General features: G+C 58.1%; 26 protein-coding genes and 1 other annotated feature (1 of these 27 only partly in view). Of the genes, 23 read left to right on the top strand and 3 right to left on the bottom strand.

The genetic code is table 11. The annotated features are described in order from the left end of the window. Positions 1–90, bottom strand: a binding site (T-box leader); it reaches 161 nt to the left of the window's first position. Positions 91–380: 290 nt separating this feature from the next. From DWZ82_RS08650 to tyrS, 21 genes are all read left to right on the top strand, one after another. Beyond that, on the top strand, positions 381–1,277 hold the full coding sequence (locus DWZ82_RS08650; RefSeq protein WP_118480218.1) for a stage III sporulation protein AB: 897 nt from the start codon (positions 381–383) through the stop codon (positions 1,275–1,277). Continuing rightward, entirely contained in the window at positions 1,271–1,789 is a 519-nt protein-coding gene (locus tag DWZ82_RS08645; RefSeq protein ID WP_158575157.1) for a stage III sporulation protein AB, read from the top strand. Before DWZ82_RS08650 ends, DWZ82_RS08645 begins: the two co-directional genes overlap by 7 nt. Positions 1,790–1,802: 13 nt before the next feature. Further along, complete coding sequence (gene spoIIIAC, locus DWZ82_RS08640) at positions 1,803–1,997, top strand: stage III sporulation protein AC (RefSeq protein WP_110436696.1); 195 nt, start codon at positions 1,803–1,805, stop codon at positions 1,995–1,997. 2 nt (positions 1,998–1,999) lie between these two features. Then, the gene (locus DWZ82_RS08635; protein ID WP_118480214.1) at positions 2,000–2,386 is read left to right on the top strand and encodes a SpoIIIAC/SpoIIIAD family protein; all 387 of its coding nucleotides are present in this window, start codon (positions 2,000–2,002) and stop codon (positions 2,384–2,386) included. Beyond that, positions 2,383–3,495, top strand: coding sequence for a stage III sporulation protein AE (locus tag DWZ82_RS08630; RefSeq protein WP_118480212.1), 1,113 nt, complete (start codon positions 2,383–2,385; stop codon positions 3,493–3,495). Before DWZ82_RS08635 ends, DWZ82_RS08630 begins: the two co-directional genes overlap by 4 nt. Next, on the top strand, positions 3,492–3,968 hold the full coding sequence (locus tag DWZ82_RS08625) for a stage III sporulation protein AF (protein WP_118480210.1): 477 nt from the start codon (positions 3,492–3,494) through the stop codon (positions 3,966–3,968). The genes DWZ82_RS08630 and DWZ82_RS08625 overlap by 4 nt, the downstream gene beginning before the upstream one ends. After that, entirely contained in the window at positions 3,965–4,510 is a 546-nt protein-coding gene (locus DWZ82_RS08620) for a hypothetical protein (RefSeq protein ID WP_118480208.1), read from the top strand. Before DWZ82_RS08625 ends, DWZ82_RS08620 begins: the two co-directional genes overlap by 4 nt. A 30-nt stretch (positions 4,511–4,540) precedes the next feature. Continuing rightward, entirely contained in the window at positions 4,541–5,071 is a 531-nt protein-coding gene (locus DWZ82_RS08615) for a SpoIIIAH-like family protein (RefSeq protein ID WP_118480206.1), read from the top strand. Between the two features lie 103 nt (positions 5,072–5,174). Next, positions 5,175–5,621: an Asp23/Gls24 family envelope stress response protein gene (locus DWZ82_RS08610; protein WP_110436702.1), complete on the top strand. Its 447-nt coding sequence runs from the start codon at positions 5,175–5,177 to the stop codon at positions 5,619–5,621. A 156-nt stretch (positions 5,622–5,777) separates the two neighbouring features. Then, positions 5,778–6,257 (top strand): transcription antitermination factor NusB, encoded by a 480-nt coding sequence (gene nusB / locus DWZ82_RS08605; protein WP_243022918.1) that lies wholly within the window; start codon positions 5,778–5,780, stop codon positions 6,255–6,257. Continuing rightward, positions 6,250–7,179: a DNA-binding protein gene (locus DWZ82_RS08600; RefSeq protein WP_110436704.1), complete on the top strand. Its 930-nt coding sequence runs from the start codon at positions 6,250–6,252 to the stop codon at positions 7,177–7,179. Before nusB ends, DWZ82_RS08600 begins: the two co-directional genes overlap by 8 nt. Before the next feature lie 98 nt (positions 7,180–7,277). After that, positions 7,278–8,552, top strand: coding sequence for an exodeoxyribonuclease VII large subunit (gene xseA / locus DWZ82_RS08595; RefSeq protein WP_118480204.1), 1,275 nt, complete (start codon positions 7,278–7,280; stop codon positions 8,550–8,552). Position 8,553: 1 nt separating this feature from the next. Then, positions 8,554–8,790 (top strand): exodeoxyribonuclease VII small subunit, encoded by a 237-nt coding sequence (gene xseB / locus DWZ82_RS08590; RefSeq protein ID WP_117490672.1) that lies wholly within the window; start codon positions 8,554–8,556, stop codon positions 8,788–8,790. After that, on the top strand, positions 8,787–9,671 hold the full coding sequence (locus DWZ82_RS08585; protein ID WP_118480202.1) for a polyprenyl synthetase family protein: 885 nt from the start codon (positions 8,787–8,789) through the stop codon (positions 9,669–9,671). The genes xseB and DWZ82_RS08585 overlap by 4 nt, the downstream gene beginning before the upstream one ends. 838 nt (positions 9,672–10,509) lie before the next feature. After that, on the top strand, positions 10,510–11,094 hold the full coding sequence (locus tag DWZ82_RS08580; RefSeq protein ID WP_199667434.1) for a hypothetical protein: 585 nt from the start codon (positions 10,510–10,512) through the stop codon (positions 11,092–11,094). A 45-nt stretch (positions 11,095–11,139) separates the two neighbouring features. Continuing rightward, entirely contained in the window at positions 11,140–13,017 is a 1,878-nt protein-coding gene (gene dxs / locus DWZ82_RS08575) for a 1-deoxy-D-xylulose-5-phosphate synthase (protein ID WP_118480200.1), read from the top strand. Then, positions 12,992–13,813 carry a TlyA family RNA methyltransferase gene (locus DWZ82_RS08570; protein WP_117490678.1) on the top strand — a complete coding sequence of 274 codons (822 nt, stop codon included), beginning with the start codon at positions 12,992–12,994 and terminating at the stop codon, positions 13,811–13,813. The genes dxs and DWZ82_RS08570 overlap by 26 nt, the downstream gene beginning before the upstream one ends. Next, positions 13,810–14,661: an NAD(+)/NADH kinase gene (locus DWZ82_RS08565; RefSeq protein ID WP_118480198.1), complete on the top strand. Its 852-nt coding sequence runs from the start codon at positions 13,810–13,812 to the stop codon at positions 14,659–14,661. The genes DWZ82_RS08570 and DWZ82_RS08565 overlap by 4 nt, the downstream gene beginning before the upstream one ends. A gap of 33 nt (positions 14,662–14,694) precedes the next feature. Further along, a complete protein-coding gene (locus DWZ82_RS08560) occupies positions 14,695–15,150 on the top strand; it encodes an arginine repressor (RefSeq protein WP_110436711.1) in 456 nt (151 codons plus the stop codon). Positions 15,151–15,168: 18 nt separating this feature from the next. Further along, positions 15,169–16,848, top strand: coding sequence for a DNA repair protein RecN (recN, locus tag DWZ82_RS08555; protein ID WP_118480196.1), 1,680 nt, complete (start codon positions 15,169–15,171; stop codon positions 16,846–16,848). A gap of 105 nt (positions 16,849–16,953) precedes the next feature. Next, complete coding sequence (tyrS, locus tag DWZ82_RS08550) at positions 16,954–18,177, top strand: tyrosine--tRNA ligase (RefSeq protein WP_118480194.1); 1,224 nt, start codon at positions 16,954–16,956, stop codon at positions 18,175–18,177. Between the two features lie 83 nt (positions 18,178–18,260). Here the strand turns inward: tyrS and DWZ82_RS08545 are convergent, their stop codons facing one another. Then, a complete protein-coding gene (locus DWZ82_RS08545) occupies positions 18,261–19,175 on the bottom strand; it encodes an AEC family transporter (RefSeq protein ID WP_118480192.1) in 915 nt (304 codons plus the stop codon). Positions 19,176–19,218: 43 nt separating this feature from the next. Between DWZ82_RS08545 and DWZ82_RS08540 the strand changes: the two genes are divergently transcribed. Beyond that, a complete protein-coding gene (locus DWZ82_RS08540; RefSeq protein WP_158575155.1) occupies positions 19,219–20,073 on the top strand; it encodes a LysR family transcriptional regulator in 855 nt (284 codons plus the stop codon). A 12-nt stretch (positions 20,074–20,085) separates the two neighbouring features. Here the strand turns inward: DWZ82_RS08540 and DWZ82_RS08535 are convergent, their stop codons facing one another. Both DWZ82_RS08535 and DWZ82_RS08530 read right to left on the bottom strand, forming a co-directional pair. Next, entirely contained in the window at positions 20,086–21,084 is a 999-nt protein-coding gene (locus DWZ82_RS08535) for a D-isomer specific 2-hydroxyacid dehydrogenase family protein (RefSeq protein ID WP_118480188.1), read from the bottom strand. 5 nt (positions 21,085–21,089) lie between these two features. Beyond that, on the bottom strand, positions 21,090–22,283 hold the full coding sequence (locus DWZ82_RS08530; protein WP_118480186.1) for an aminotransferase-like domain-containing protein: 1,194 nt from the start codon (positions 22,281–22,283) through the stop codon (positions 21,090–21,092). A 242-nt stretch (positions 22,284–22,525) separates the two neighbouring features. Here DWZ82_RS08530 and DWZ82_RS08525 point away from each other — a divergent pair, with 242 nt between their 5' ends. Continuing rightward, the gene (locus DWZ82_RS08525; protein ID WP_118480273.1) at positions 22,526–25,093 is read left to right on the top strand and encodes a translation factor GTPase family protein; all 2,568 of its coding nucleotides are present in this window, start codon (positions 22,526–22,528) and stop codon (positions 25,091–25,093) included.

The raw sequence follows: 25,093 nt of genomic DNA, 5'->3' as shown, positions 1-25,093 counted from the left end.
GTACCGGCGTCTGCGTCCGTTTCCAGTCATGCCGGACACTCCCTGAAAGCCGCACGTGGAACGATTACTTTCCTCTGTCATCGCTTTGTGCAATATTTGTGTTTATTATATCGCTGGCCGGGCGAGTTGTCAATGACTGATTTGACATGGTTCGATGAAAAAATGCATAAATTTTCATGTATTCTGACAAGTCCCTGGCCTTCCGCACGTCAAGCGGATGCGCAATGAGCCACCGCAGGGCGGGATGAGGTCATCCTGCCCTGCAATACAGATTGGCAATGAAGGATAATGGTCAATCACAACATTCCTTTTCCATCCTCAATTCTCAAGTTACTCTTCTACTTTAGTAATCTGCGGCATAGTCTATAGTGGTGATGAAAATGGACAAACGAAAAGCGGCCTTCCGGCAGGCGATTTCGTGCCTGCCGCCGATACGGCGGGCGCAGCTGGAGCGGCTGGACAGGCTGGAGGACATCGAGGAATTACGCTTTCGCGCGGGACAGCCGCCTGCGGCGAAAACCGCCGTCGGAGAGCGGCCGATCCCGCTTGAGGCGGTCACATCGGCGGAGCTGCGCGAGATGCTCAGCCGCGCCGCGCAGTATTCTGTGCATAGTTATGCAGACAGTCTGCGGCACGGCTTTCTGACTTTATCCGGCGGGCATCGGCTGGGCATCTGCGGCACAGCCGCCGAAGAGGACGGCCACGTTCTTGGGGTGCGCGGCCTGAGTTCAATCAACCTGCGCATTGCACATCAAGCTGAGGATTTACAGGCGCAGATTGCCCGTTGGATAGGAACGGACGAGCCGCAGTCTGCCTTGCTCCTGTCACCGCCGGGATATGGCAAAACGACCTTGCTGAGAGAGTGGGTGCGCTACTTCTCCGACCGCGGTTTCACTGCTGCGATTGCGGACGAGCGCAGCGAGATTGCCGCTCTTGCGGACGGTGTACCGCAGCTTGCGGTCGGGCGCTGCACGGATGTGATGGAAGGCTGCTCGAAATGGCAGGCGGCGGTCATGCTGCTCAAAACCATGTCGCCTGCCCTGCTCGCTCTTGATGAAATTACTGCGCCTGAGGACGCAAAGGCGGTATCGCTCTGCACGCACTGCGGAACGGCAGTGATTGCGTGTGCACACGCGGCCGGGCTGGATGATCTGCGGCAGCGGCCGATCTACCGTGAGCTGCTCGCGCTCGGCGCATTTCATCAAGCGGTTATTATCGAAAAACGGGACGGACAGCGGGTCTACCGCATGGAACGATGGGAGGAGACGAAATGTTAAAGCTAATCGGTTCGGTGATGGTGTTCGGCTCATGTGCGGCGCTCGGACTGTCCGCGCGGCAAAATCTGCGGCGCAGAGTGGCGGCGGCAGACGCCATGCTGCTTGCGCTCGGTCTTATCCGCAGCGAGATTTCCGGAAGACGGACACCTATGCCGGAAATTGTCGGTCTGCTGACGGAAAACGAGCAGCCGATTATCCGCAAAGTCTTTCGCACGCTGCAGCGCCGCCTGCGGGAGCAGAACGGTCTGTCGCTCGGCTACCTGTGGCGCAGCACCTTGCGGGACTGCCGCGCACAGGTCGGACTTGGCGCGCAGGAGTGCGATATTCTGTGCGACGCCGCAAACTACTTAGGCCGCTACGATGCGGACGAGCAACTGACCGGACTGTCGCAGGTGGAGCGGCGGCTGGCGGCCTCGCGGGAGGCAGCGCAGGAGGATTTGGCAAATCGGGGAAATCTGTACCGGACCTGCGGCATTGCGCTCGGTCTGCTGGTGATTCTGGTGCTGATCTAAGCGGAGGAAAACGATGGATGTTGATCTGATTTTCCGCATTGCGGCGGTAGGAATTTTAGTGGCGGTGCTCGGACAGCTGCTCTCCCGCTCGGGCAGGGAGGAGCAGGCGCTGATGACGACACTCGCGGGTTTAATTGTCGTTTTGATGCTGATTGTTCAGGAAATCGACCGCCTGTTCACCATGATGAAAAATGTATTTGGGTTTTGACGATGGAATTAGGCTTGATTTGCGGCATTGTCCTTGCGGCGCTCACGCTGTCACTGGTGCTGAAAAAGGACGCGCCCGCTATCGCGTTTCTGCTGGTGCTGACGGCAGGCGTGATCCTGCTTTTGCGGGTGTTCAGCGCAGCCGGAAGCGCGGCGCAGCGGTTTTCCGGTCTGTTCTCGCAGTGCGGCTTGGATTCCGCGCTGTATCTGCCGGTGTGCAAGGCAGTCGGTGTGGCGGTCGTGGTGCGGATCGCAGCCGCGCTTTGCCGGGACGCCGGTCAATCCGCGCTTGCCGCCAAGATGGAGATTGCAGGCGCTGTCCTGACGCTTTCCGTGTGCCTGCCGCTTTTCGAGCAGGTGCTCGACCTTATTACGGAGTGGGCGGTATGAGCAAACGCAAACTGGCGCTGAATGCCATTCTCGTGCTCCTGCTGTTCCTGCCGTTCGCGCATGCGGCTGTGAGTGAGGAACAGGTGCAGTCAGTCGGCGGCAGCAGCCTGACTGACGCTATGCCGAACAGTGCGCGGCAATACCTTGACGGCGTATCGCCGGAAAACGCGGACACGCTGTCGGATTCGGTCTCCCGCGTGCTGGAAAACATGACCTCGGACAGCCAAAGTGCGATTCGGACTGCACTTGGCGGACTGTTGCGCGTAGCCGTGATTGTGCTGCTGGCCTCGGCGGCGCGCGGCTTTTCTGCGGCGGCGGGCGGAGAGGCCAACGATTGGATCGACATGGCGGCGGCACTCGGCTGTGCGGCAGTGCTACTGCGGGATTTCACGGGTGTGCTGTCGCTCTGCCGCGACACGCTCGACCAGATCGGCGTGTTTTCGGGCACGCTCCAGCCGGTGCTCGCCACTGTACTTGCGACCGGCGGCAACACGGCGACCGCAACGGTTTTACAGGCGGCGACCATGGTGGTGTTTGATCTTGTGATACGGCTGGTGAACGCCCTGCTTGTTCCGGCGGCGTGCGCGTATCTTGCTATCACGGCGGTGGATGCCGCGGCAGGCAACGGCATGCTGCGCGGCATCGCAGACGGCATAAAATCCCTGACCTCGGGTGTACTTAAACTCATTTTAACGCTGTTCACCGCATATCTTGCGATAGCGGGCGGTGTTTCCGGCAACGTGGACCGCATGACGCTCAAGACCGCGAAACTTGCGGTGTCCGGTGCGGTTCCGGTGGTCGGCGGTGTGATTTCGGACGCGACCGAAACCATGCTGTCCGGTGCGGCTCTGCTGCGCGGCTCAATCGGCATTTTCGGGATGCTGTGTGTAGCGGCTATCTGCTTTGTGCCGTTCGTTCGGGCGGGAGCAAGCTATTTGTGCTACAAGGCGGGGGCTGCTGTACTCTCGCCGCTGTGCTCGGACGGCATGAAGCGGTTCCTCGAAAACGTGGGCACCGGCTTTGGTCTGCTGCTCGGCATGCTGAGCACCTGCTGTATGATTTTATTCCTCGAACTCGTGTATATGGTGGCGATGGTGAAACCGATATGACTGAATTACTGCAAACAATATTACTGCGCGTGACGATCGCGGGAGCCGCGTCTGCGGTGGCGCTCAAGCTGGCAGGCGGCGGAGCCTTAAAAGAGGTTGTGCGGACAGCCGCCGGTCTGCTCATGCTGCTGGCGCTCCTGCAGCCGCTGGCGGGACTGCACTTGCTGTCGTGGAACTGGCAGAGCAGCGTCTCGCAGAGCGACTTAGACGAAATGCAGGCGCGCAACATGCAGACCACGATGAGCACGGTCGCGGCGAGCATTGCGAAGGCGGTGCAGCAGCGTGCGGAGGAAGCCGGTATTCCGTGCACGGTGAATGTGGAGATGGCAAATGACGCGGACGGCTTGCTGCAGGTCGATAAAGTGACCGTGTACTACGACAGTACAGCGGCGAATCGCCTGTCCGAGCTGCAAAGTCTGCTGACCAAGGAATGCGGCGTACCCGCAGAACGACAGGAGCTGATCGCAAGATGAAACTGCCGGATAACGAAAACTTAACTGCCGTCAAGGAGAAAATCCTGCCGGTTTTGAAGAAATACCGGGCCGTACTGGCGGTATTGCTCGCGGGCGTGCTGCTGCTCACCTCGGGGCACAGCGGAAACACGGAGCAGGTGCAGACCACAAGTGCGGATACAACGGTTTCGCAGTCGTTCGACCTGAACGATTTTCAACAGGAACTGGAGACGAGGCTTTCGGGGATTTCCGGCGCCGGACGTGTGGAGCTCATGCTGTCGCTCGATCAGACCGAGGAATCGGTCTACGCGGTCAACACCCGCCAGACAAGCGGGAGTGACAGCCGCAGCCGGGAAAGCGATGTGAGCGTGGTCTCGAACGGCAGCTGCGGCGAAACGCCCGTGACGGTCAAGCGCGTTCTGCCGGTATTCCGCGGTGCGGTCGTGCTGTGCGATGGCGCGGATGACGCATCCGTTCGGCTGTCCGTCACACAGGCGGTGAGCACGGTGTGCGGCATCGGCGCAGACAAAGTTACGGTTCTGAAAATGAAATCCGATACATAAGGTATACCAATTCGTTAGGAGGGCAGGCAGATGAAGAAGATCAAAAAACGCGGAGCGGTCTACGGTGTGATCGCGCTGCTGCTGTGCGCAGCGGCTTACCTGAACTGGAGCTACGTTGACACGCCGGAGGACCTTCTTGCGGCGCAGCAGACCGACGCACAGGCGGATACGCAGACCGATACCTCGGCGGACAGTGCCGCCGGTGAGAGCGATTACTTTGCGTCCTCGCGGCTGACGCGCACGCAGGCGCGAGACGAAGCGGTGAGCACACTCAAGGAACTCAGTGAGAGCGACACCGCAGACCAGAGCGCAAAAGACGACGCGGCGGCACAGATTTCCGCACTGGCGGATGACACGGTGGCCGAAGCCAACATCGAGAGCCTGATTCGCGCCAAAGGCTACGAGGACGCAGTTGTGATGCTCGGTGACAGCAGCGCGAATATCGTGGTAGCGCCGCCGGACGGTGGTCTGCAGGCTGAGGACGTGGCTGTTATCCGCGATATCGTTATCTCGGAGACCGGCATGACAGCGGGGCAGATCAAAATCGTGGAAGCGTCTTAATGAACATCGTGTATTTTTACTTTGCTTTTTACACAAACTGTGCTATAATGCTCTTAGACAATACCGGATGATGGGATTGTCTCAAAAAAGGAGAGTGAGCACTATGGCAGATCACAAGGAGTACTGGTCCACCGAAAGCGATCAGGGCTCTATCCGTATCTCTGAGGATGTTGTTGCGTCTATCGCAGCACTGTCGGCCTCGGAAACCAAGGGTGTCAGCGGTTTGTATTCCAGCCTGACGAGCGACATTGTCGGCTTTATCAGTAAAAAGAATTTGTCCAAGGGCGTTCGTATCGAACTCGGCGACGATGATACCGTTAAGGTAGAGATCGGTTTCCTCGCACTGTTCGGCTACAACATCTGCGATGTGGCAAAGGAAGTGCAGGAGAACGTCAAGTCCTCGATCGAGTCCATGACCGGTCTGCGCGTTGTCGAGATCAACGTGCATGTCGGCGGCGTGACATTCAAGCCGTCCGCTTCGGCTGAGGAAAAGGCCGAGCCGGCACCGTCCGAGACCGAAACTCCGGCGGAGACGGCAGACGCCGAGTAACATAAGCAAAACAGGCATGGTTGCGGCTGTGCCTGTTTTTTGTTGTCCGGTTTTATGAAATATGGAATACCGCCTTGCGTTTTGCCCGAAAATAGGATAAAATAGTTATACTGAATAATAGGCAAAATTTGCGTAGAATATAGGAGGTCCTGCCGCATGTGTGTGATGAGCAGAACAAAAGCAAGAGAAATTGCGCTGCACCTGATTTTTGAGATGGGGTTCCAGCAGTTTGAAGAAGAAAATCTGAACGAGCGACTGGATGAGGAAATCATGAAGTCCATCAGCGGCGATATCGCACTGTATGAGGGCAAGCTGAGCGAGGAACAGACCGCGTATATCCGCGCGGTGGTAAAGGGTGTGGCGAACGACCTGCCGGTGCTCGATACCATTATCGAGGCCAATTCCAAGGGCTGGTCGCTCAACCGTTTGTCCCACATGACCATCGCGGTACTGCGTCTGGCGCTCTTTGAGATGCGCGATGTAGACGACGTTCCGGTCGGCGTAGCCATCAACGAGGCCGTTGAGCTGGCGAAGAAGTACGACACCGAGGATGCGGCTTCCTTCATCAACGGCGTGCTCGGCTCTGCCGCCCGTGCAGAGTTCCCGCAGGAAAAGCAGGAGAGCACCAATGCCTGAGCGCTTTCTGGGAATTGATACGTCCAACTATCGCACGTCAGCGGCGATTTATAACGCCGAGACCGGTGAGTGGGTCAACCGCGGCGGACTGCTGACCGTGCCGGAAGGCGCGATCGGTCTGCGCCAGTCGGATGCGCTGTTCCAGCATACCGTGCGTCTGCATGAAAAAATCGAGGCTCTGCCGCAGGGAGAGGTGCGCGCCATCGGCGTCAGCACCCGTCCCCGCGCGGTGGAAGGCTCGTATATGCCGTGTTTTCTGGCAGGAGAGAGCGTCGCGCGGAGCGCGGCGCATTTGCTTTCCGTGCCGCTTTTTACCGTTTCCCATCAGCAGGGACATATCGCGGCAGCGGCGCTGTCGGCTGGCAAGCTGGATTTGCTTGACGGCGAATTCCTGGCGTGGCACCTGTCCGGCGGCACGAGTGAGCTGCTGCATGTGAAGTGCGGCGCGGACGGCCTGCCGGACTGCACCTGCATCGGCGGCACGACCGACCTTGCAGCCGGTCAGCTGCTCGATCGCGCGGGAAATCTGCTCGGTCTGCCGTTCCCGTCCGGCGGCGCACTGGACGCGCTGGCGCTCACCGCCGAGCCGGAAAAGGGTTTCAAACCCAAGGTAAACGAGTGTAAATTCTCGCTCTCCGGTATGCAGAATCAGGTAGAGAATAAATTCAAGACCGCCGAACCGAAGCAGATGGCGCGTTTTGCACTCGAGACCGTGGCAAATGCCGTTATCAAAGCCACCGAGCAGGCGCGCGAGCAGTATCATTGCCCGATTTTATGCGCCGGCGGCGTCATGGCCAGCCAGATCATCCGTGCCCGCATGAATAAGCGGTTCGGCGGGGAGGTCTCCTTTGCGGAGCCAACGCTCTCTGGAGATAACGCAGTGGGCGTGGCAGTGCTGGCGGCAAAACTCTGTAACAGATAGGAGGTAGGAGTTAGGAAGCAGAAATGGAGAATTGAAAATGGAGAATGGAAAATGAACCAAACTCCTCACTCCTTCCTCCTCACTCCTAACTTGTTGGAATGGCAACGATCTACACAGTATCTCAATTAAACAATGAAATAAAGGACTTGCTCGATGCGGTCCCCGGCTACCGCGGGTTAATGGTGCAGGGCGAAATCTCGAACTACAAGGCGCATTCGTCCGGGCACCACTACATGACGCTCAAGGACGAAAACGCGGCCATCAATGCGGTCATGTTCCGTTCGGATGCGATGCGGCTGAAATTCCGTCTGCAGAACGGCATGAAGGTCATCGTCAAGGCGCGCGTCAGCTCGTTCCCGCGCACAGGCGCGGTGCAGCTTTATGTGTCCGAGATCATTCCGGACGGTGCAGGTGCGCTCAACCTTGCGTTTGAGCAGCTCAAGGCGAAATTGCAGGCGGAAGGCCTGTTCTCCGAGCGGTATAAGAAGCCCATCCCGTCCTGTCCGGACAGTATCGCGCTCGTGACCTCGCCGACCGGCGCGGCGGTGCGCGACATGATCCGCATTCTCGGCAGGCGCTGGCCAATGGCCAAGGTTGTGCTCTATCCGGCGCAGGTGCAGGGACAGGGCGCGGCGGAGAGCATTGCACGCGCAATCGCTCTGGCGAACGCCATCGGCGAAGCAGATGTCATTCTGTGCGGCCGAGGCGGCGGCTCGATGGAGGATTTGTGGGCATTCAATGAGGAAGTGACTGCCCGGGCGATTTTTGCCTCCGAGATTCCGGTGATTTCCGCGGTCGGTCATGAGCCGGATTTCACGATTGCGGACTTTGTTGCCGATCTTCGTGCGCCTACGCCGTCCGGTGCGGCGGAGCTTGCCGTGCCTGACAGAGCCGAGTACGCGCTGAACTTACGCACACTGGATGCACGTCTGCACACGGCGGCGCACCGCAGGGCAGAGCAGCAGAGAAAGCTGCTGGACGGTCTGCAGGAGCGGCTGTCGAACCGCACACCGATGAAATACATCGAGGAAAAACGCCTGCTGCTGACACAGACCGGGGAACGCCTGCTTTCGGCGGTTCCGGTACGGCTGGAGACCGAGCGCAACCGACTGAACGGACTGCAGCAGCGCCTGCTCGCGGCAGGACAAAGCGGCCTGCATCGCCGTAAACTGCGGTTTGCACAGACCGTAGCGACACTCGACGCAATGAGTCCGCTGCGCGTTCTGGGACGCGGCTACGCAGTAGCGACCAAGGGTGTCAAGCACACGGTCGTAACCGATGCAGCGGCGCTCAAGCAGGGAGACACTCTGCATATTCAATTCGCAAAAGGTGCGGCTGACTGCCGCGTGACCGATATCGAGGAGGACAAGTAACATGGCGGAAAGAACATTTGAAAGCCAGATGGCACGTCTGGAAGAGATCGTGCGGCTGCTCGAGCGCGGTGAAGCGCCGCTGAACGAAAGCATGAAGCTGTTCGAGGAGGGCACCAGACTGTCCGCGTCCCTCGGCAAGCTGCTGGACAAGGCCGAGCAGAAGGTCACCGTCATGCAGGAGAACATGCAGGGTGAACTCACAGAGCAGCCGTTTGCGGCAGAGGAGGAAGCAAAATGACGTTTTCCGAGCAGTTAAAGGCAGATATTGCGCTCATTGAACCTGCACTGGAGAAATACCTCTCGCGGGAGACCAGCGAGGGCTACGACCGCATTTTCGAGGCTGCAAAGTACTCCGCGATGGCAGGCGGCAAGCGCCTGCGCCCGGTGATCGTGCTGGAATTCTGCCGCCTGTGCGGCGGCGATATCGAGAAGGCGCTGCCGTTCGCGTGTGCGCTTGAGATGATCCATACCTACTCACTCATCCACGATGACCTTCCGTGTATGGACAACGACGACTTGCGCCGCGGCAGACCGACCTGCCACAAGGCTTTCGATGAAGCGACGGCGGTCCTCGCGGGTGACGGACTGCTGACGGCGGCTTTTGAGACGGCTTCGGCGGCAAAGGATGTTCCGGCGGAGACCATTGTGCGCTGCATTCGTATTCTGGGCGAAAACGCGGGCATGAATGGCATGATCGGCGGTCAGGTGCTCGATATGGGCGCCGAGCACCGCAAAATCTCGCTCGACGAGCTGCGTCTGCTGCAGAAGCTGAAGACCGGGTGCCTGCTCCGTGCGGCGTGTGAACTCGGCTGTGCGGCTGCCGGTGCGACTGACGAGGACACCCTCACTCGGGCACGCGCTTACGGCGAAAAGCTGGGCCTGGCGTTCCAGATTGAGGACGATATCCTCGATATTGAGGGAGATGCCGCAACACTCGGAAAATCCATCGGCAAGGACGCGGCCAGTGAGAAATCCACATTTCCATCGCTGCTCGGTCTGGAGGAATGCCGAGAGCTTGCGGCAAAGCTGACCGAGGAAACGGTGGACGCGGTAAAACCGCTGGACGGTCATGCGTTCCTCGTCGAACTGGCGCGCAGCCTGACCGGCCGCACCAGGTAAGACACACATTCACATAAAATTTACACACATTTCTTGAATATTTATGCGTTCTGTGTTAATATAACAGATAAGTGACGTAGTATCCTAGTCAGTTCATGCGATTCCCAAGACGGGCCTAAAAATCCGTAGACGGGCATATCGATGAAGTCTCTGGTGTTTGCTTCTTACGCCCAGTTTGGGGTGGATGCTGGAGGTTAAGGCTTGAGGGCGCGCTTCAATGGCATGAAGTACCGACCCTCTTGCCGTGGAGACCCGTGACTGTCGGATGCCTATAGCATTTCATAAGAGATTGATGGACGTCCAACGGCACGGGATGAAACCTGCAATGCGGTGCAGCGGAAGTTACAAAGGATTGATCACCGACGTAAGGACCAAAGTGCTGTGTGCAGTGTAGCCTGCCTTGAGTGGCCATGGTGAATAAGGTATCCGCCTGCGGTTTCCCGGCCAGGAACGCCGCGGGAATTGACTTTTGAAACCATGTCTGCAAAAGAGGCTAAGAATCGTTTTGACTGTAGTGGAAATCACCTAGGCTATTCTAACGAGGCAGACCGTGGATTGCAGTGCGGACTCAGTGGCAATTCGGTCCCGAACATGGTAACATCTCGGCACGGACTTTAATGGGAAACCCCCTTGACGGCGACGCGAGGCAGTCCGCGGGGAAAACCAACCGAACCTCAAGCCGCAAGATTTACTCGGTCTGCCGTCACTTACCTTATAAAAGAAAAGCCGTATTTGCGGCTTATGATAGACGCTCCGGCGGCGGAATTTGCGGTTTGCCGCAATTTTCTGCTATTATGGAATAAATCCGGGGCAAAAATCGGTGAAGGAGTTATCTTCAGTGGATACGACCGACAAACAAAAGAAAAAACCGCCGCAAAAGCCCAAGGCTGTTAATACCGCATGGGTCGGCTTGATCACTGTCATCAGCTTTGCGCTGAGCGTTGTCATGTCCTATATCTCGAACGAAGCATTGGCCAGTGCGGGCACGATTCTGTCCTTTGCTGTGCTGCTGATCTTCATTGCGCTCGGCATTGTGTTTGACATGATCGGCGTAGCATCCACCTCGGCGACCGAGAAGGAATTTCACTCGATGGCGGCCCACCGTGTGCGCGGCGCGCGCGAGGCGGTCTGGATGGTGCGAAACGCAGAGAAGGTTTCCAGCATCTGCAACGATGTGGTGGGCGATATCTGCGGCATTATCTCCGGTGCGACCGGAGCGCTCATTGTTGCACATATCACCTCGGGCGTGAGTGCGGGACTCAAGGTTGTGGTATCTCTGCTGATTACCGGTCTGGTTTCGGCACTGACCATCGGCGGCAAGGCAGCCGGCAAGGGAATCGCGGTGATGTGCAGCAGCAAGGTGCTGGCGCTCTGCGGACGCGTGCTGTCCGTTCTGCCGCTCAAGCTGGATAACCGAAAGTAACGATATAAATACAGATAAACTGCCTTTCCAAAGGTGGGGATATTGATGAAGCAGAAACGATACGGAATTTTAGACAATATAAGCAGTCCTGCCGATTTGCGCGGACTGTCGTACGACACACTCGGCGTGCTGTGCGCTGCGCTGCGCGAGTTCATTGTGGACTCGGTGTCGCAGACCGGCGGTCATTTGGCGTCCAATCTGGGCATTGTAGAGCTGGCTGTCGCACTCGAGCGCGAGTTCGACTCCTCACGCGACCGCATCATCTACGATGTAGGCCATCAGTGCTATGTCCACAAGATCCTGACCGGTCGGCGCGATCGCTTTGACACGCTGCGGCAGTATGGCGGCCTGTGCGGCTTTATGAAGCCGGAGGAGAGCATCACCGACCCGTGCATCACGGGACATGCCTCGGATTCGGTTTCGGTGGCGCTCGGCATGGCGCATGCACGCACGATTAAAAACCAGAAATATCACGTTGTCGCGGTCATCGGCGACGGTGCGCTGACCGGCGGCATGGCATATGAGGCGCTGAGCAGCGCCGGCACCTCGCGGGAGCCGTTGCTCGTGGTGCTCAACGACAACAATATGTCGATCGCCAAGAATGTCGGCGGACTTAGCCGCCATTTGTCTCGCCTGCGTGTCAGCCCGCAATATCTGCGTGCAAAAACCCGCATCAAGGAGCGGCTCAGCCGTATTCCGGGCGGCGGAACGATCACGCGCGCGGTTTCGCGCTTCAAGGCTAAGATCAAGCGGGCTGTCCTGCCGACCTCGCTGTTCGAGCAGATGGGCTTTACCTATCTCGGTCCGGTGGACGGTCATGACCTCAAGAGCGTGTGCGAGTTCCTGGCACTGGCGAAAAAAATGAAAAAACCGGTTCTGCTGCATGTTATGACACAGAAGGGCAGAGGCTATGCCCCGAGTGAGCAGTATCCGGAGAAATACCACGGCGTTTCCAAGTTCGACCGCGTAACAGGCGCACCGCTTGCCGCGAAGAAAGAGGATTTTTCTGCGTTCTTCGGCAAGGAGCTTTGCGCACTCGCTGAGAAGGATAACCGCATTTGTGCGATCACGGCAGCTATGCCGTCCGGCACGGGACTGACCCGCTTTGCGGAGAAATTCCCGGAACGCTTTTTCGATGTCGGCATCGCCGAGGAGCACGCCATCGGTATGGCGGCTGGTATGGCGGCACAGGGACTGGTGCCGGTAGCGGCCATTTACTCGACCTTCCTGCAGCGCGCTTATGACCAGATCGTTCACGATATTGCAATCGAAGGTCTGCACGTTGTCCTGTGCGTGGACCGCGCGGGCATTGTCGGCGCGGACGGCGCAACGCATAACGGTGTGCTGGATATCGCGTTCCTGCGGTCTGTCCCGGGCGTGAAGATTTTCTGTCCGTCCGACTTTGCGGAACTCCGAGCCATGCTGTCCCGTGCGATTTACAGGGAGACCGGACCGGTCGCTATCCGTTACCCGCGCGGCAGCGAAGGCGCGTACCGCAGGGAGCTGTCGGCGCAGCCGCTCGTGTGCGTACACGAGCAATCCGGCAGCGAGGTGACGATCGTCACACACGGCATTATGGTCAATCAGGCGATCGACGCCGCGGAAATCCTCATGCACGAGGGCATCCGCGCACAGGTTTACAAGGTAAATGAAATCGGCAGCGGACTGGAACAGGCGTATGCCGAGGAGAAGGAAAAACTCGGCGGCTGGTGTGTCGTTGCGGAGGACGTTGTGCCGAACGGCAGCGTCGGCGAGTGGCTTGCCGCGCACCGCAGCGAGCGTACCGATCTTCTGAATACCGGCAACCGCTTTCTGCCGCACGGCGGCGTAAACGAGCTGTACCGTCACTGCGGCATTGATGCCGAGGGCATTGCGGCATATATCATGAAAAATCGGAATGGGAAGGAGAACAGCGTTGGCTAAGAAGAGACTGGACGTATTGCTGTTTGAAAAGGGTCTTTGTCCCTCGCGGGAGCGTGCAAAGACTGCGATTATGGAGGGAATCGTTTACATTGCAGGCCAGAAGGCGGGCAAAGCAGGCGATATGGTTGACGAAAACGCCGAACTGGAGGTTCGCGGCAACGAGAACGCATTTGTGTCCCGCGGCGGCAAGAAGATCGAGAAGGCGCTCAACTACTTTAACATCGACCCGACCGATCTGGTCGTGATGGACGTTGGTGCATCGACCGGCGGCTTTACCGACTGCCTGCTGCGCCGCGGTGCGCGCAAGGTGTATTCCATCGACGTCGGCTATGGCCAGCTGGCGTGGAGTCTGCGTCAGGATCCGCGTGTCAAGTGCATGGAGCGCACCAATATCCGCTATGTAACGCCGGATATGCTGGAGGAAACGCCGTCGTTCTGCGTCATCGACGTGTCGTTTATTTCCCTCAAGCTGGTACTGCCGGTCGTTTCCAGCCTGCTGACCGAGGACGGCCATGTTGCCAACCTCATCAAGCCGCAGTTTGAGGCCGGCAAGGGCAAGGTCGGCAAAAAGGGCGTTGTCCGTGAGCCGGAGATTCACCTTGAGGTGCTGCAGAATTATGTGGAAAACGCGCATGCGGCAGGCTTTAAAGTGCTTGATGTGACGTTTTCTCCCATCAAGGGACCAGAGGGCAACATTGAATTTCTCGGCTATCTGGCAAAGCAGGGCGAGGAGCACATTCCGGATCTGGCAGACGTTGTCCGTCAGGCACATGAGGAACTGGACGCAAAGGCATGATGAAGAACGTTTTCATCTATCCCAATCTGCGCAAGGACAGCGCGCGCGATATCCTGCAGCCGGTGTGCGATCAGCTGCGGCGTGACGGCGTGCGGCTTATGCTGCCCAAGCAGATGCGGGTCGTGCCGCCCATCATTGAGGACGCGGATTACATGAAAACCGAGGACGCCGTGCAGTTTGCGGATATGGCGGTCGTGCTTGGCGGAGACGGAACCATGCTCCGTCTGGCACGAGAGGCGGCGAAGAATCAGCTGCCGCTGCTCGGCATCAACGTGGGTCATGTCGGGTTTATGACCGAACTGGAACCGGCTGAGCTGCCCAAAATGGAAAAGCTGTTCACCGGTGAATTTTCACTGGACAGCCGCATGATGCTGCATGTTGCTGTGCAGCGCGGCGGGCGTATCGTGTATGAGAACGACGCGCTCAATGATATTGTTATCGCAAAGGGCACCGCGTTCCGCGTGGTGCGCGTCGGCATTTCGGCGGACAACGAGGAGGTCACCCGCTTTAACGGTGACGGCGTGATCGCGGCAACGCCGACCGGCTCAACGGCCTACGGTCTGTCGGCAGGCGGCCCGGTCATTGAGCCGAGCGCGGAAAACATCGCTGTTATTCCCATCTGTGCGCACGCACTGGCGGCAAAGTCGTTCGTGTTTGCGCCCGAGCGCAGCGTATCCATCACCGCAGCCTGTGAGGGCGGCAGTGAGGTGTTCATTTCGGCAGACGGCGGACAGGGCTTTGCCGTGCGGCCGGATGATCGGGTCATTATCACCCGTTCCGACCTGCAGACGCGGCTGATTCGTCTGAAAGGCAATAGTTTTTATCGAATTTTACAGCAGAAGCTGTGAGCGGCGCTGCTATAAGAGAGGAAAACGCGAACGATGAAGTTTCAACGACAGGCAAAAATCCTCGATCTCATCGACCGGTTTGAGATTGAAACGCAGGAGGATTTGACCGCACATCTGCGGGCACTCGGCTACAACACCACACAGGCGACCATTTCGCGCGATATCAAGGAGCTGCGGCTTATCAAGACGCTCTCCTCGGAGACCGGCAAGTACAAGTATACCTCCTCGAACGCCGGTGCGGCGGATAGCTTCACCACGCGTCTGCGCAACATTTTCCGTGAATGCGTCACGGATATTGATGCGGCGCAGAACATGGTCGTCATTAAAACACTGCCCGGTCTGGGTCAGGCGGCGGCAATGGCGATTGATGCCATGCGCGCACCCGATGTGGTCGGCACGCTTGGCGGCGACGATACCGTATTCGCCGTTATGCGCGATAACGACAGCGCGCAAAAGTTCTGCAAACAGGCAAGAGACATTCTAAAGTAAGCGAGGGATAAGGCGGCAATGCTGCAATTACTCCACATTGAAAATATAGCGGTCATCGAACGTGCAGACATCGAACTTGATAAGGGTTTGACCGTGCTTTCCGGCGAGACCGGCGCGGGCAAGAGTATCGTTATTGATTCGATCGGTGCGCTGCTCGGCAAGCGCGTCAGCCGCGACTTAGTGCGCTCGGGTGCGCAGAAGGGCTTTGTCAGCGCGGTATTCACCGATCTGCCGCGTGCTCTGCGCGAACTGCTTGACGAGCTTGCACTTTCCGGTGACGAGCCGGACACGCTGTACGTTCAGCGGCAGATTTCCGCAGACGGCAAGAGCACCTGCCGCGTGAATATGAAGCCGGCCAGTGCGGCTGTCCTGCGGCAGCTGGCGCCGTACCTGATCGACATTCACGGTCAGAATGACGGCCAGAAGCTGCTCGATGAAGCGCATCACATCGAATATCTGGACGGCTACGCAGGCTGTGCCGAGATACTCGAGCGATACCGCCCGAAATATCAGGCGCTGGTGACACTACGGCGGGAAATTACTGCGTTGGAGACCGGCGAGCAGGAACGCCTGCAGCGCATCGATATGCTGACCTTCCACAAGGAGGAAATCGAGCAGGCGGCACTTAAACCCGATGAGGATGAGGCGCTTGCACAGCGCAAGGCGTATTTCGATCACGCGGGCAAGATCGCGGGTGCACTCGAGCAGGCACGTATGGCGCTCTCGGGTGACGATGAAATTGCGGGTGCGTGTGAATTGCTCGATCAGGCGGCAAACGCCATCGAGAGCCTGCGCGAAGTGTCGGATGCCTTCGACGGCATGGCCGAGCAGGCCGAGGAAGTGCGCCTGCTGGCGGCAGATTTGCGCGACAGCGTGGCAAGTCAGGGGGACAATCTGGACTTTTCTCCGGCGGAGCGCGAGATGGTCGAGCAGCGCCTGGACGAAATCTACCGTCTGAAGCAGAAATACGGCGGTACGATTCCGGAAATCCTTGCGTACCTCGAGAAGATAACCGCCGAACTGGATACACTCGAGAATGCGGACGACCGCAGGGAAGAACTGCGGGAGCAGTACCGCGATATGCTTGCGGAAGCCAAGGGCATCGCGGCGGAACTCACCGAGCAGCGCCGCAAGGCTGCAAAGCAGCTGGAGAGCGAAATCGTGCGCGAGCTGAGTGAACTGGACATGGACAAGGTGAAAATGCGGGTTGCGGTCCGTACCGGAACTAAGCTGTCCGCGCACGGCTGCGACACCGTGACGTTTGAGATTTCGGTCAATCCGGGTGAGCCGGAAAAGCCGCTCTCCAAGGTGGCCTCCGGCGGCGAGCTGAGCCGCATCATGCTGGCGCTCAAAAACGTATTGACAGCGGGCGAAGATGTTGGTATGCTGATTTTTGACGAGATCGACACCGGCGTTTCCGGCCATGCGGCTCAGCAGATCGGCCGCAAGCTGTCCGCGATTGCGAAAAAGAAGCAGACGCTGTGCGTTACCCATCTGCCGCAGATTGCCGCCATGGGCGACCATCACCTGCGCATTTCCAAATCCGTGCGGGACGGCCGCAGCTACACCGATGTCAGCCCGATGGACAGAGCACACCGCGTAGACGAAATTGCACGTCTGCTCTCCGGCGAGGAAATCTCGGATACAGCACGCCGCAATGCAGAGGAACTGCTCGATGCGGCCGGACAGGGGGCGTGAACCCGTGGTAATCATAGACGAACGCAGAAAAGAGCGTGCTCCGTAACGGTATTCGGACTCTTTTATCATAGAATGCAAACAAATTGAAATACAGGAGACAGAATAATGCAGCTTTACGACGAACTGAAAGCGCGCGGTCTGATCGCGCAGGTAACGAACGAAAAAGAGATCAGCGAGATGATCAACAACGGCAAGGCAACCTTCTACATCGGCTTCGATCCGACCGCGGACAGCCTGCATGTTGGCCACTTTATGGCGCTCTGCCTGATGAAGCGCATGCAGATGGCAGGCAACAAGCCGATTGCGCTGATCGGCGGCGGCACCGCTATGATCGGCGACCCGTCCGGCCGTACCGATATGCGCTCGATGATGACCGTCGAGACCATCCAGCACAACTGTGACTGCTTCAAGAAGCAGATGGAGCGCTTCATCGAATTCGGTGAGGGCAAGGCGCAGATGGTAAATAACGCCGACTGGCTGATGAACCTCAACTACATCGAGTTTATCCGCGACATCGGCTCGTGCTTCTCGGTTAATAATATGCTCCGTGCCGAGTGCTTCAAGCAGCGCATGGAGAAGGGTCTGAGCTTCCTCGAGTTCAACTACATGCCGATGCAGTCCTACGACTTCTACTACCTGTTCAAGAACTACGGCTGCAACATGCAGTTCGGCGGCAACGACCAGTGGAGCAACATGCTCGGCGGTACAGAGCTGATTCGCCGCAAGCTGGGCAAGGACGCGCATGCCATGACCATAACCCTGCTGCTCAATTCTGAGGGAAAGAAGATGGGCAAGACCGCTTCCGGCGCAGTTTGGCTCGATCCGAACAAGACTTCTCCTTACGATTTTTACCAGTACTGGCGCAATGTGGACGATGCGGACGTGCTCAAGTGCATCCGTATGCTGACCTTCCTGCCGCTTGAGGAGATCGAGGCGATGGATAACTGGGAAGGCGCACAGCTGAACAAGGCAAAGGAAATCCTCGCATACGAGCTGACCGCTCTGGTACACGGCAAGGAGGAAGCCGAAAAGGCACAGACCGCTGCCAAGGAGATCTTCGTTTCCGGCGGTGCGGCTGCCAACATGCCTACCACCACGCTGACCGATGCGGACTTCACTGACGGCCAGATCGGTGTGCTGACACTGCTCGTGAAGTGCGGCCTCGCGTCCTCCAACGGTGAGGCGCGCAAGCTGGTGCAGGGCGGCGGCGTATCGCTGGGCGGTGAAAAGGTCGCGGACTTCAAGCAGCAGCTGACCAAGGACTTCTTTAACGAGGAGTGCATGATCAAGAAGGGCAAAAAGACTTTCCATAAGGTTGTTCTGGGATAACGTCTGTCACGGAACGACATTTTCAAGAAGACGCAAAGAAGCGGCACAGACTGATTGGTCTGCGCCGCTTTTGTTATCTGGTTTTAGGAAAGAAAGCGTTCAGCCACCAGCATTACCAGCGGCAGCGTTGCCACGGACAGAATGGTGGACAGGCATACATACGACACCGCTTGCCGGTAATCCTGATCGAACTTCTGCGCGAAGATAGCTGTGCTGCTGGCAACCGGCGTTGCCGCTGCGATCAGCGTAATCAGCGTGATTTCGCCGCGCGCAAAGGGAAACAGCAGGAAGATGAGCACTGTCACCGCCGGAACGACAAGCAGACGCACGGCAGAGACAACGTACAGCCTTGCACTCGCAAACAGATCGCGCAGGCGTACTTTGGACAGGTAGAAACCGAGAATGATCATCGCCAGAGCAGTATTGGCGTCCGCAATGTAGCCGATCGTGCCGGTGACGACCGAGGGCAGTGTCGGCTGAGTCACAAACAGGATAAGACCGATTACCATGGAAATGAAAACCGGGTTGACGAACACCATTTTCAGATTGATGGTTTCCTTTTTGCCTGATATAATAACAATACCGTACGTCCACTGCAGCAGATTGACAAGCGTGCTGTATGAGACAACGTAGAACGCCGCCTCCGCGCCAAACACGGCTGTGACGAGCGGAATACCGATGAAGCCAGCGTTGCCGAACGCGACCGCAAAGTTTTCAATCCGGTGCCGGGTGCCGCAGGTGAGGTACGCCACGCCGATGGACGCGACAAACGCAATCACCGCGATAACAGCCGAAATGCCCATGGCACGCAGCTTGTCCATGCTGAACTCGGACATGTAGCTGCGCAGGATAACGCACGGAATGACCGCATACAGCAGCACGTTGGACAGATCACGGCTGCCCTGTTCGGTTATCATGCCGCGGCGGGAAAGAAGCAGGCCGAGCATCATCAAAAGAAACATGATGATCGTCTGCTGAAGCAGAATTTGAGTAATCATAAGGGAAATTTTCCTGTACTTTCATAGAATGGAGGGGAACACGATGGAATTATACCAGCTTCGGCAGTTTGCTGCCGTAGCCAAATACGAAAATATGACGCGCGCCGCCGAGAGCCTGAACGTGGCACAGCCCGCTGTATCCAAAACCATACGGAATCTGGAAAGCGAGCTGGGAGCCGAGTTATTCGAGCGAACGGGAAAGGGATTGCGCCGCACCGAGCAGGGAGATATCCTGCTGCGGTACGCACGGACGATACTGGAAGCCGAGCGCGACGCACGCGGCGAAATTGAGGAGAGCCTGCACCGGACAGGAGGTCTGTGCATCTGTGCGCTGTCGTGCGCGGAGCGTATCAGTGAGATACTCGCGGGGTTTTCCGCTGAGTACGGCAATCTGGATCTGCGCATCAGCAGCACGCCCGAGGGCAGCGACCTGCTGCTCGATTCCGCGGTATCGCGGGACGAGGTGCCTGCGGGTGCCGTCCTGCTGTACGATGAGGAGATGTGCGTGGCTGTGCCCGAGGGACACCGGTATGCCGATCGGGAAAGCGTATCGCTGACAGAACTTGCCGACGACCCGTTTATAGCGCTGAGCAATTCGCAGTCGTTCCGGCAGATTTCCGAGCATATTTTCCGATCAGCAGGTATGGAGATGCACGCCGCTATCGAGTGCGACAGCGCGGCCTTGCAGATCCGACTGCTGTCGTGCGGCATGGGTGTTGCACTGGTCGCGTCCGGCGAGTGGCGGCAGGTCTGCGAGGACGCAGGCGTGCGGCTGCTGCACATCAAGGACGCACAGTGCCGCCGGTATATCTATGTGCAGACGCTCGGACGGTTCCGCACGCAGAGCATTCGCGCGTTTACTGCGTATTTGGAGCGGTATTTTGCGCAGATGGCGTAAATCCGCGACAGGTCATGCGGCGTGTACCTCGAGAGGAACTTTTTCACCGAGTTCAAACTGATGCAGGCTTTCGAGCGAGCACTGAACCATATCGAACACCGCCTGATCGGTGAAGAACGCAACATGCGGGGTAACGATAGTGTTCTGGAAGGATTTCAGGATGATGTAATCGTGGTTGGTGACGCGGCTGTTGTAATTGTGATCGACGCGGATCACGTCATCCTCACCCTCAAAGCAGTCCACGCCGACCGAGCCTACACGGCCGGACTCAATGCCGTCGATCAGAGCACGGGTGTCGATCAGAGCGCCGCGTGCGCAGTTGATGATGACAACACCCGGCTTCATCTGTTGAATAGCCTCGGTGTTGATCATGTGGTAGGTGCTGTCGTTGAGGAAGGTGTGCAGTGTGATGACATCGGATTGCGCGTACAGCGACTCGAGCGAAACGTACTCCACGCCCATCTGCTTCATTTCCTCGGACGGGTACGGGTCATGCGCGATAATGCGGCAGCCAAAGCCGGACAGATTGTGAATAACGGCTTTGCCGATACGACCGGTGCCGATGACGCCAACGGTCAGGTTCTGCATCTCCATGCCGCGCGCCGCGCCGGATGCGCCGAGCGAGTAGTCTGCGGTGTGCGAGCGGAACATGATGTAGCCGGCCTTGCGGATGCACATCAGCATGAGCATGACCGTGTAGTTGGAAACCGCATACGGCGAATATCCGGCGTGGGATACGCGGATGCCGAGACGCTCTGCAGCTTTCAGGTCTACATTGTCGTAGCCGATGGTGCGCAGGGCCACATAGCGGACACCGTTCTCGGCCAGCTTTTCCAGAATCGGCGCAGGCAGGTCGCAAGTGCAGGAAATGCCGTCGCAGCCGCGGGTCAGCGCAACATTATCGAGGGTCAGCGTGTCCTTCTGCAGCGTAAGGTCCATATCAAGCGACTGACTGAAGTGATCGAAAAACGCGCGTTCGTCCGGACGGGCGTTGAATGCCATAACTTTCATTTTTATTACTCCTTGATCCATTCGTGGGTGAGCTTGCCGAGAATTTCAATGCCCTTGACGATCTGCTCGTCGGTCGGGGTAGAATAGTTGAGGCGGAAGGCGTTCGACACCTGCTTTTCGTCTGCCAGGAACGCTGAGCCGGGCACGCAGAGTACACCGCGCTGAATCGCCTCGCGGACAAACGGCTGCGAATCCATGCCGTCCGGCAGGAAGGCCATGGCGAACAGGCCGCCTTCCGGCTGCGAGAACGTGACCGCCGGATGGAAGGTGCGGCGCATGGTATCGAGCATGAGATTGCACTTAGCGCGGTATACGTCACGCGCTTTGTCGAGGTGCGCGGCAAAATCGTACTTGGTCATGTACTCGTTGCAGACATACTGGAACAGCACGTTAGAGTGCACATCGGTGGTCTGCTTGGCGATGGTCAGCGGCATGGTGAGCGACTTGTTGAACACGAGGAAGCCCAGTCGGAACGCAGGAGCCATAACCTTGGAAAAGCTGCCTGCATACAGCACGCGGCCTTCGGTGTCCATCGACTTGATGGTCGGCACATCCTCGCCGGAAAAGCGCAGCTCGCCGTACGGGTTGTCCTCAAGAATGGCGATATCGTACTTGCACGCGAGTTCATACACCTTTTTGCGCTTTTCAAGCGTAGTCGTGATGCCGGACGGGTTCTGGAAGGACGGGATCGTGTACAGCAGCTTGGTCTCGGGATGCGCCTGGAGAGCGGCCTCGAGCGCATCCGTGTCCATGCCATCCTGCTGCATCGGAATGCCGATCAGCTTGGCGCCATACGAGCGGAATGTGTTCAGGCAGCCGACAAAGGCAGGGTCCTCGGTCAGAATGACATCTCCCTCGTTTACCAGAACCTTGGTGGTCAGGTCGGCGCACTGCTGACCGCCGGACAGGATGAACAGCTCATTTTCCTCAAAATCAAAACCCTGTGTGCGGGTGAGGTAGTCCTTCACGGTCTCACGCAGCGGCATGTAGCCCTCGGACAGACCGTACTGCAGAACAGAGACCGGTGCGTTCTTCATGACGTCCGCGATGATGTCCGCAATCTCGGGCACCGGGAAGGTCTCTGCGGACGGGTTGCCGCCGCCGAACGAGATCATGTTCGGGTCCGCGCCGAGCTTGAACAGCTCGCGGATGGCCGAGCCGTGCACATCGCTCATACGGTTGGAAATTTCATACTGCATATCTATCGCTCCTGTTAAGATTTGGAATACAAGAAAACAAAAAGGTGCTGAAACCCCTTAGTCGGTAGGTTTCAGCGCCTTTGCTGATGATTCTATTGTAAACCTGCACAAGAAATTTGTCCAATATCTGTTGTTTATGACGATATAACGGGAAAGAATACATGCTATGCCTTGAAGAATCACGCAAAACCTGCGATAATAGTAGGAGTTAGAATCACTCGAATATGAAAGCGAATTTTGCTATGAAACATATCTGTATTGGCATCACGGCGCACGTTGATGCCGGAAAAACCACTCTGTCGGAAGCCATGCTGTATCAGGCGGGTGCACTGAAAAAATTAGGCCGCGTGGACCATCAGGATGCGTTCCTCGACACGTTTGCGCTTGAGCGCGCGCGCGGCATCACAATTTTCTCCAAGCAGGCGGAGTTCTCCCTGCCGCACACAGAGGTGACACTGCTGGACACGCCCGGTCACGTTGACTTTTCGGCGGAGATGGAGCGCACACTGCAGGTGCTCGACTGTGCGGTGCTGGTCATCAGCGGCACGGACGGCGTGCAGGCGCACACGGAAACGCTGTGGCGGCTGCTGACGCGGCAGGGAATCCCGACGTTTCTGTTCATCAACAAGATGGATTTGGACGGCGCAGACCGAAATGCACTCCTGCAGGAGTTGAAATCGCGGCTGGATAGCGGCTGTGTGGACTTCACTTCGACGGACACAATGGCGGAGGAGCTTGCCGTGTGCGACGAAGGTCTGCTCGAGCAGTACCTCGAGACAGGAATGGTGGACGACAGCCAGATCGCGCAGCTGGTTGCGGAACGAAAAGCGTTCCCGTGCTATTTCGGCTCGGCACTCAAACTGGACGGCGTGGACGCGCTGCTGGATGGTCTGGAACGCTATCTTCCTGCACCGCAGTACGGCGCGGACTTCGGTGCGCGTGTGTTCAAAATCGCGCGTGACGCACAGGGCAACCGCCTGTCATATCTCAAAATCACCGGCGGTGCGCTGTCCGTGCGTGAGCAGCTTTCGGGCGGCGAGGACGGCGGCTGGCAGGAAAAAGTGAGCGGCATCCGCATCTACTCGGGTGAAAAATTCCGCACGGCCGAGCGCGTCGAGAGCGGCATGGTCTGTGCGGTGACAGGACTCACGCACACGCGTCCGGGTATGGGTCTTGGCGCGGAAGCCGGTGCGCTGCCGCCGGTGCTCGAGCCGGTTCTCGGCTATCGCGTGTGCCTGCCGGAAGGGTGTGACGCACATGTCATGCTGCGCAATCTGCGCCAGCTTGAGGAGGAGGACCCGCAGCTTCGGGTGGTGTGGAACGAACGCTCAGGCGAGATCCATTTGCAGCTCATGGGCGAGGTGCAGCTCGAAATACTCACGAGCGTTATCGCGGAGCGCTTCGGCGTGGACGTAACGTTTGACGAGGGCAGCATTGTCTACCGCGAAACCATCACCGAGCCGGTGGTCGGTATCGGCCATTTCGAGCCGCTGCGCCATTACGCCGAGGTGCATCTGCTCATCGAGCCGGGTGAGCGCGGCAGCGGCATCCAGCTGTCAACGGTGTGCCCGACCGATGTGCTCGACCTGAACTGGCAGCGCCTGATCCTGACTCATCTGGCGGAAAAAACACATCTGGGTGTGCTGATCGGTGCGCCCGTTACGGATGTGCGGTTCACCATCGCGGCGGGCCGCGCCCATGTCAAGCACACCGAGGGCGGCGACTTCCGCGAGGCAACCTATCGTGCCGTCCGCAACGGCCTTATGCGCACGGAAAGCCTGCTGCTCGAGCCGTATTATGCGTTTCGGCTGGAGCTGCCGGACGAGTGCGTCGGACGCGCCATGACCGACATTCAGCGAATGAACGGCACGTTTGAGCCTCCGGAACAGGGTGTTCACGGCTCGATTCTGACCGGAACGGCGCCGGTCTCCACCATGCGCAACTACTGGACCGAGGTCGCGGCGTACACCAAGGGACGCGGTCGGCTGTCGTGCACACTGGACGGCTACGCACCCTGCCACAACGCGGAGAAAGTCATCTCGGCAGCCGCCTACGACCCGACCGCCGATGTGGAAAATACGCCGGATTCCGTGTTCTGCTCGCACGGTGCAGGCTATGTTGTCAAGTGGGATGAAGTGCCGGAGCACGCCCATGTGGATACCTCGCACATTCTCAAAGCCGAGGAGGACGAGCCGGAGCCTGCACAGCCTGTCCGTTCGTCCGGCACAGGCGGCGGAGACGGCTTCGGCGGAGATGCGGAACTGCGGGCCTTGTTTGAACGCACCTACGGTCCAGTCAAAAACCGTGGCTTTGAAGCCTTCCAGCAGAGCCGTAAAAAGGCCGCGACGCTCGAGCAGCTGTACGTCACCCGCATCCGTGAGGACGATTATCTGCTCGTGGACGGCTACAACATCATCTTCTCGTGGGACGAGCTGCGCGACATTGCTGCCCGTGATGTCAACGCCGCCCGCGAAGCGCTCGTCAACGTGCTGAGCAATTATCAGGGCGTGCGCAGGTGTCATCTTATTCTCGTGTTCGATGCCTATAAGGTCAAAGGCGGCACCGGCTCAATTGAGCAGCGCGGCGGCATCCATATCGTCTACACCAAGGAGGCCGAAACTGCGGATATGTACATTGAGCAGGCGTCCTACGACCTGTCGCGCAAGCACCGTGTTCGTGTGGCTACATCGGACGGTATGGAGCAGATGATCATTCTCGGCCATGGCGCGGAGCGTATCTCTGCGACCGAGCTGCACTGGGAAGTGGAGCAGGCCAATGAGCATATTGAGGCAATTCTGAAAAAATTGTAA

The sequence above is a fragment of the Butyricicoccus sp. AF35-5AC genome, from assembly GCF_003477715.1.
Taxonomy (GTDB): domain Bacteria; phylum Bacillota; class Clostridia; order Oscillospirales; family Butyricicoccaceae; genus Agathobaculum; species Agathobaculum butyriciproducens.
This window is presented reverse-complemented; position numbering and strand designations above follow the sequence as displayed.

Excerpts from the sequence above, each read along its gene's own strand:
- DWZ82_RS08630 (WP_118480212.1), top strand. The coding sequence starts at position 2,383 with ATGAGCAAACGCAAACTGGCGCTGAATGCCATTCTCGTGCTCCTGCTG.
- DWZ82_RS08545 (WP_118480192.1), bottom strand. The coding sequence starts at position 19,175 with ATGATTACTCAAATTCTGCTTCAGCAGACGATCATCATGTTTCTTTTG.
- DWZ82_RS08645 (WP_158575157.1), top strand. The coding sequence starts at position 1,271 with ATGTTAAAGCTAATCGGTTCGGTGATGGTGTTCGGCTCATGTGCGGCG.
- DWZ82_RS08525 (WP_118480273.1), top strand. The coding sequence starts at position 22,526 with ATGAAACATATCTGTATTGGCATCACGGCGCACGTTGATGCCGGAAAA.
- xseB (WP_117490672.1), top strand. The coding sequence starts at position 8,554 with ATGGCGGAAAGAACATTTGAAAGCCAGATGGCACGTCTGGAAGAGATC.
- recN (WP_118480196.1), top strand. The coding sequence starts at position 15,169 with ATGCTGCAATTACTCCACATTGAAAATATAGCGGTCATCGAACGTGCA.
- xseA (WP_118480204.1), top strand. The coding sequence starts at position 7,278 with ATGGCAACGATCTACACAGTATCTCAATTAAACAATGAAATAAAGGAC.
- DWZ82_RS08570 (WP_117490678.1), top strand. The coding sequence starts at position 12,992 with ATGGGAAGGAGAACAGCGTTGGCTAAGAAGAGACTGGACGTATTGCTG.
- DWZ82_RS08615 (WP_118480206.1), top strand. The coding sequence starts at position 4,541 with ATGAAGAAGATCAAAAAACGCGGAGCGGTCTACGGTGTGATCGCGCTG.
- spoIIIAC (WP_110436696.1), top strand. The coding sequence starts at position 1,803 with ATGGATGTTGATCTGATTTTCCGCATTGCGGCGGTAGGAATTTTAGTG.
- DWZ82_RS08530 (WP_118480186.1), bottom strand. The coding sequence starts at position 22,283 with ATGCAGTATGAAATTTCCAACCGTATGAGCGATGTGCACGGCTCGGCC.
- dxs (WP_118480200.1), top strand. The coding sequence starts at position 11,140 with ATGAAGCAGAAACGATACGGAATTTTAGACAATATAAGCAGTCCTGCC.
- nusB (WP_243022918.1), top strand. The coding sequence starts at position 5,778 with ATGTGTGTGATGAGCAGAACAAAAGCAAGAGAAATTGCGCTGCACCTG.
- DWZ82_RS08540 (WP_158575155.1), top strand. The coding sequence starts at position 19,219 with ATGGAATTATACCAGCTTCGGCAGTTTGCTGCCGTAGCCAAATACGAA.
- DWZ82_RS08565 (WP_118480198.1), top strand. The coding sequence starts at position 13,810 with ATGATGAAGAACGTTTTCATCTATCCCAATCTGCGCAAGGACAGCGCG.
- DWZ82_RS08620 (WP_118480208.1), top strand. The coding sequence starts at position 3,965 with ATGAAACTGCCGGATAACGAAAACTTAACTGCCGTCAAGGAGAAAATC.
- tyrS (WP_118480194.1), top strand. The coding sequence starts at position 16,954 with ATGCAGCTTTACGACGAACTGAAAGCGCGCGGTCTGATCGCGCAGGTA.
- DWZ82_RS08535 (WP_118480188.1), bottom strand. The coding sequence starts at position 21,084 with ATGAAAGTTATGGCATTCAACGCCCGTCCGGACGAACGCGCGTTTTTC.
- DWZ82_RS08585 (WP_118480202.1), top strand. The coding sequence starts at position 8,787 with ATGACGTTTTCCGAGCAGTTAAAGGCAGATATTGCGCTCATTGAACCT.
- DWZ82_RS08625 (WP_118480210.1), top strand. The coding sequence starts at position 3,492 with ATGACTGAATTACTGCAAACAATATTACTGCGCGTGACGATCGCGGGA.
- DWZ82_RS08610 (WP_110436702.1), top strand. The coding sequence starts at position 5,175 with ATGGCAGATCACAAGGAGTACTGGTCCACCGAAAGCGATCAGGGCTCT.
- DWZ82_RS08600 (WP_110436704.1), top strand. The coding sequence starts at position 6,250 with ATGCCTGAGCGCTTTCTGGGAATTGATACGTCCAACTATCGCACGTCA.
- DWZ82_RS08635 (WP_118480214.1), top strand. The coding sequence starts at position 2,000 with ATGGAATTAGGCTTGATTTGCGGCATTGTCCTTGCGGCGCTCACGCTG.
- DWZ82_RS08560 (WP_110436711.1), top strand. The coding sequence starts at position 14,695 with ATGAAGTTTCAACGACAGGCAAAAATCCTCGATCTCATCGACCGGTTT.
- DWZ82_RS08650 (WP_118480218.1), top strand. The coding sequence starts at position 381 with ATGGACAAACGAAAAGCGGCCTTCCGGCAGGCGATTTCGTGCCTGCCG.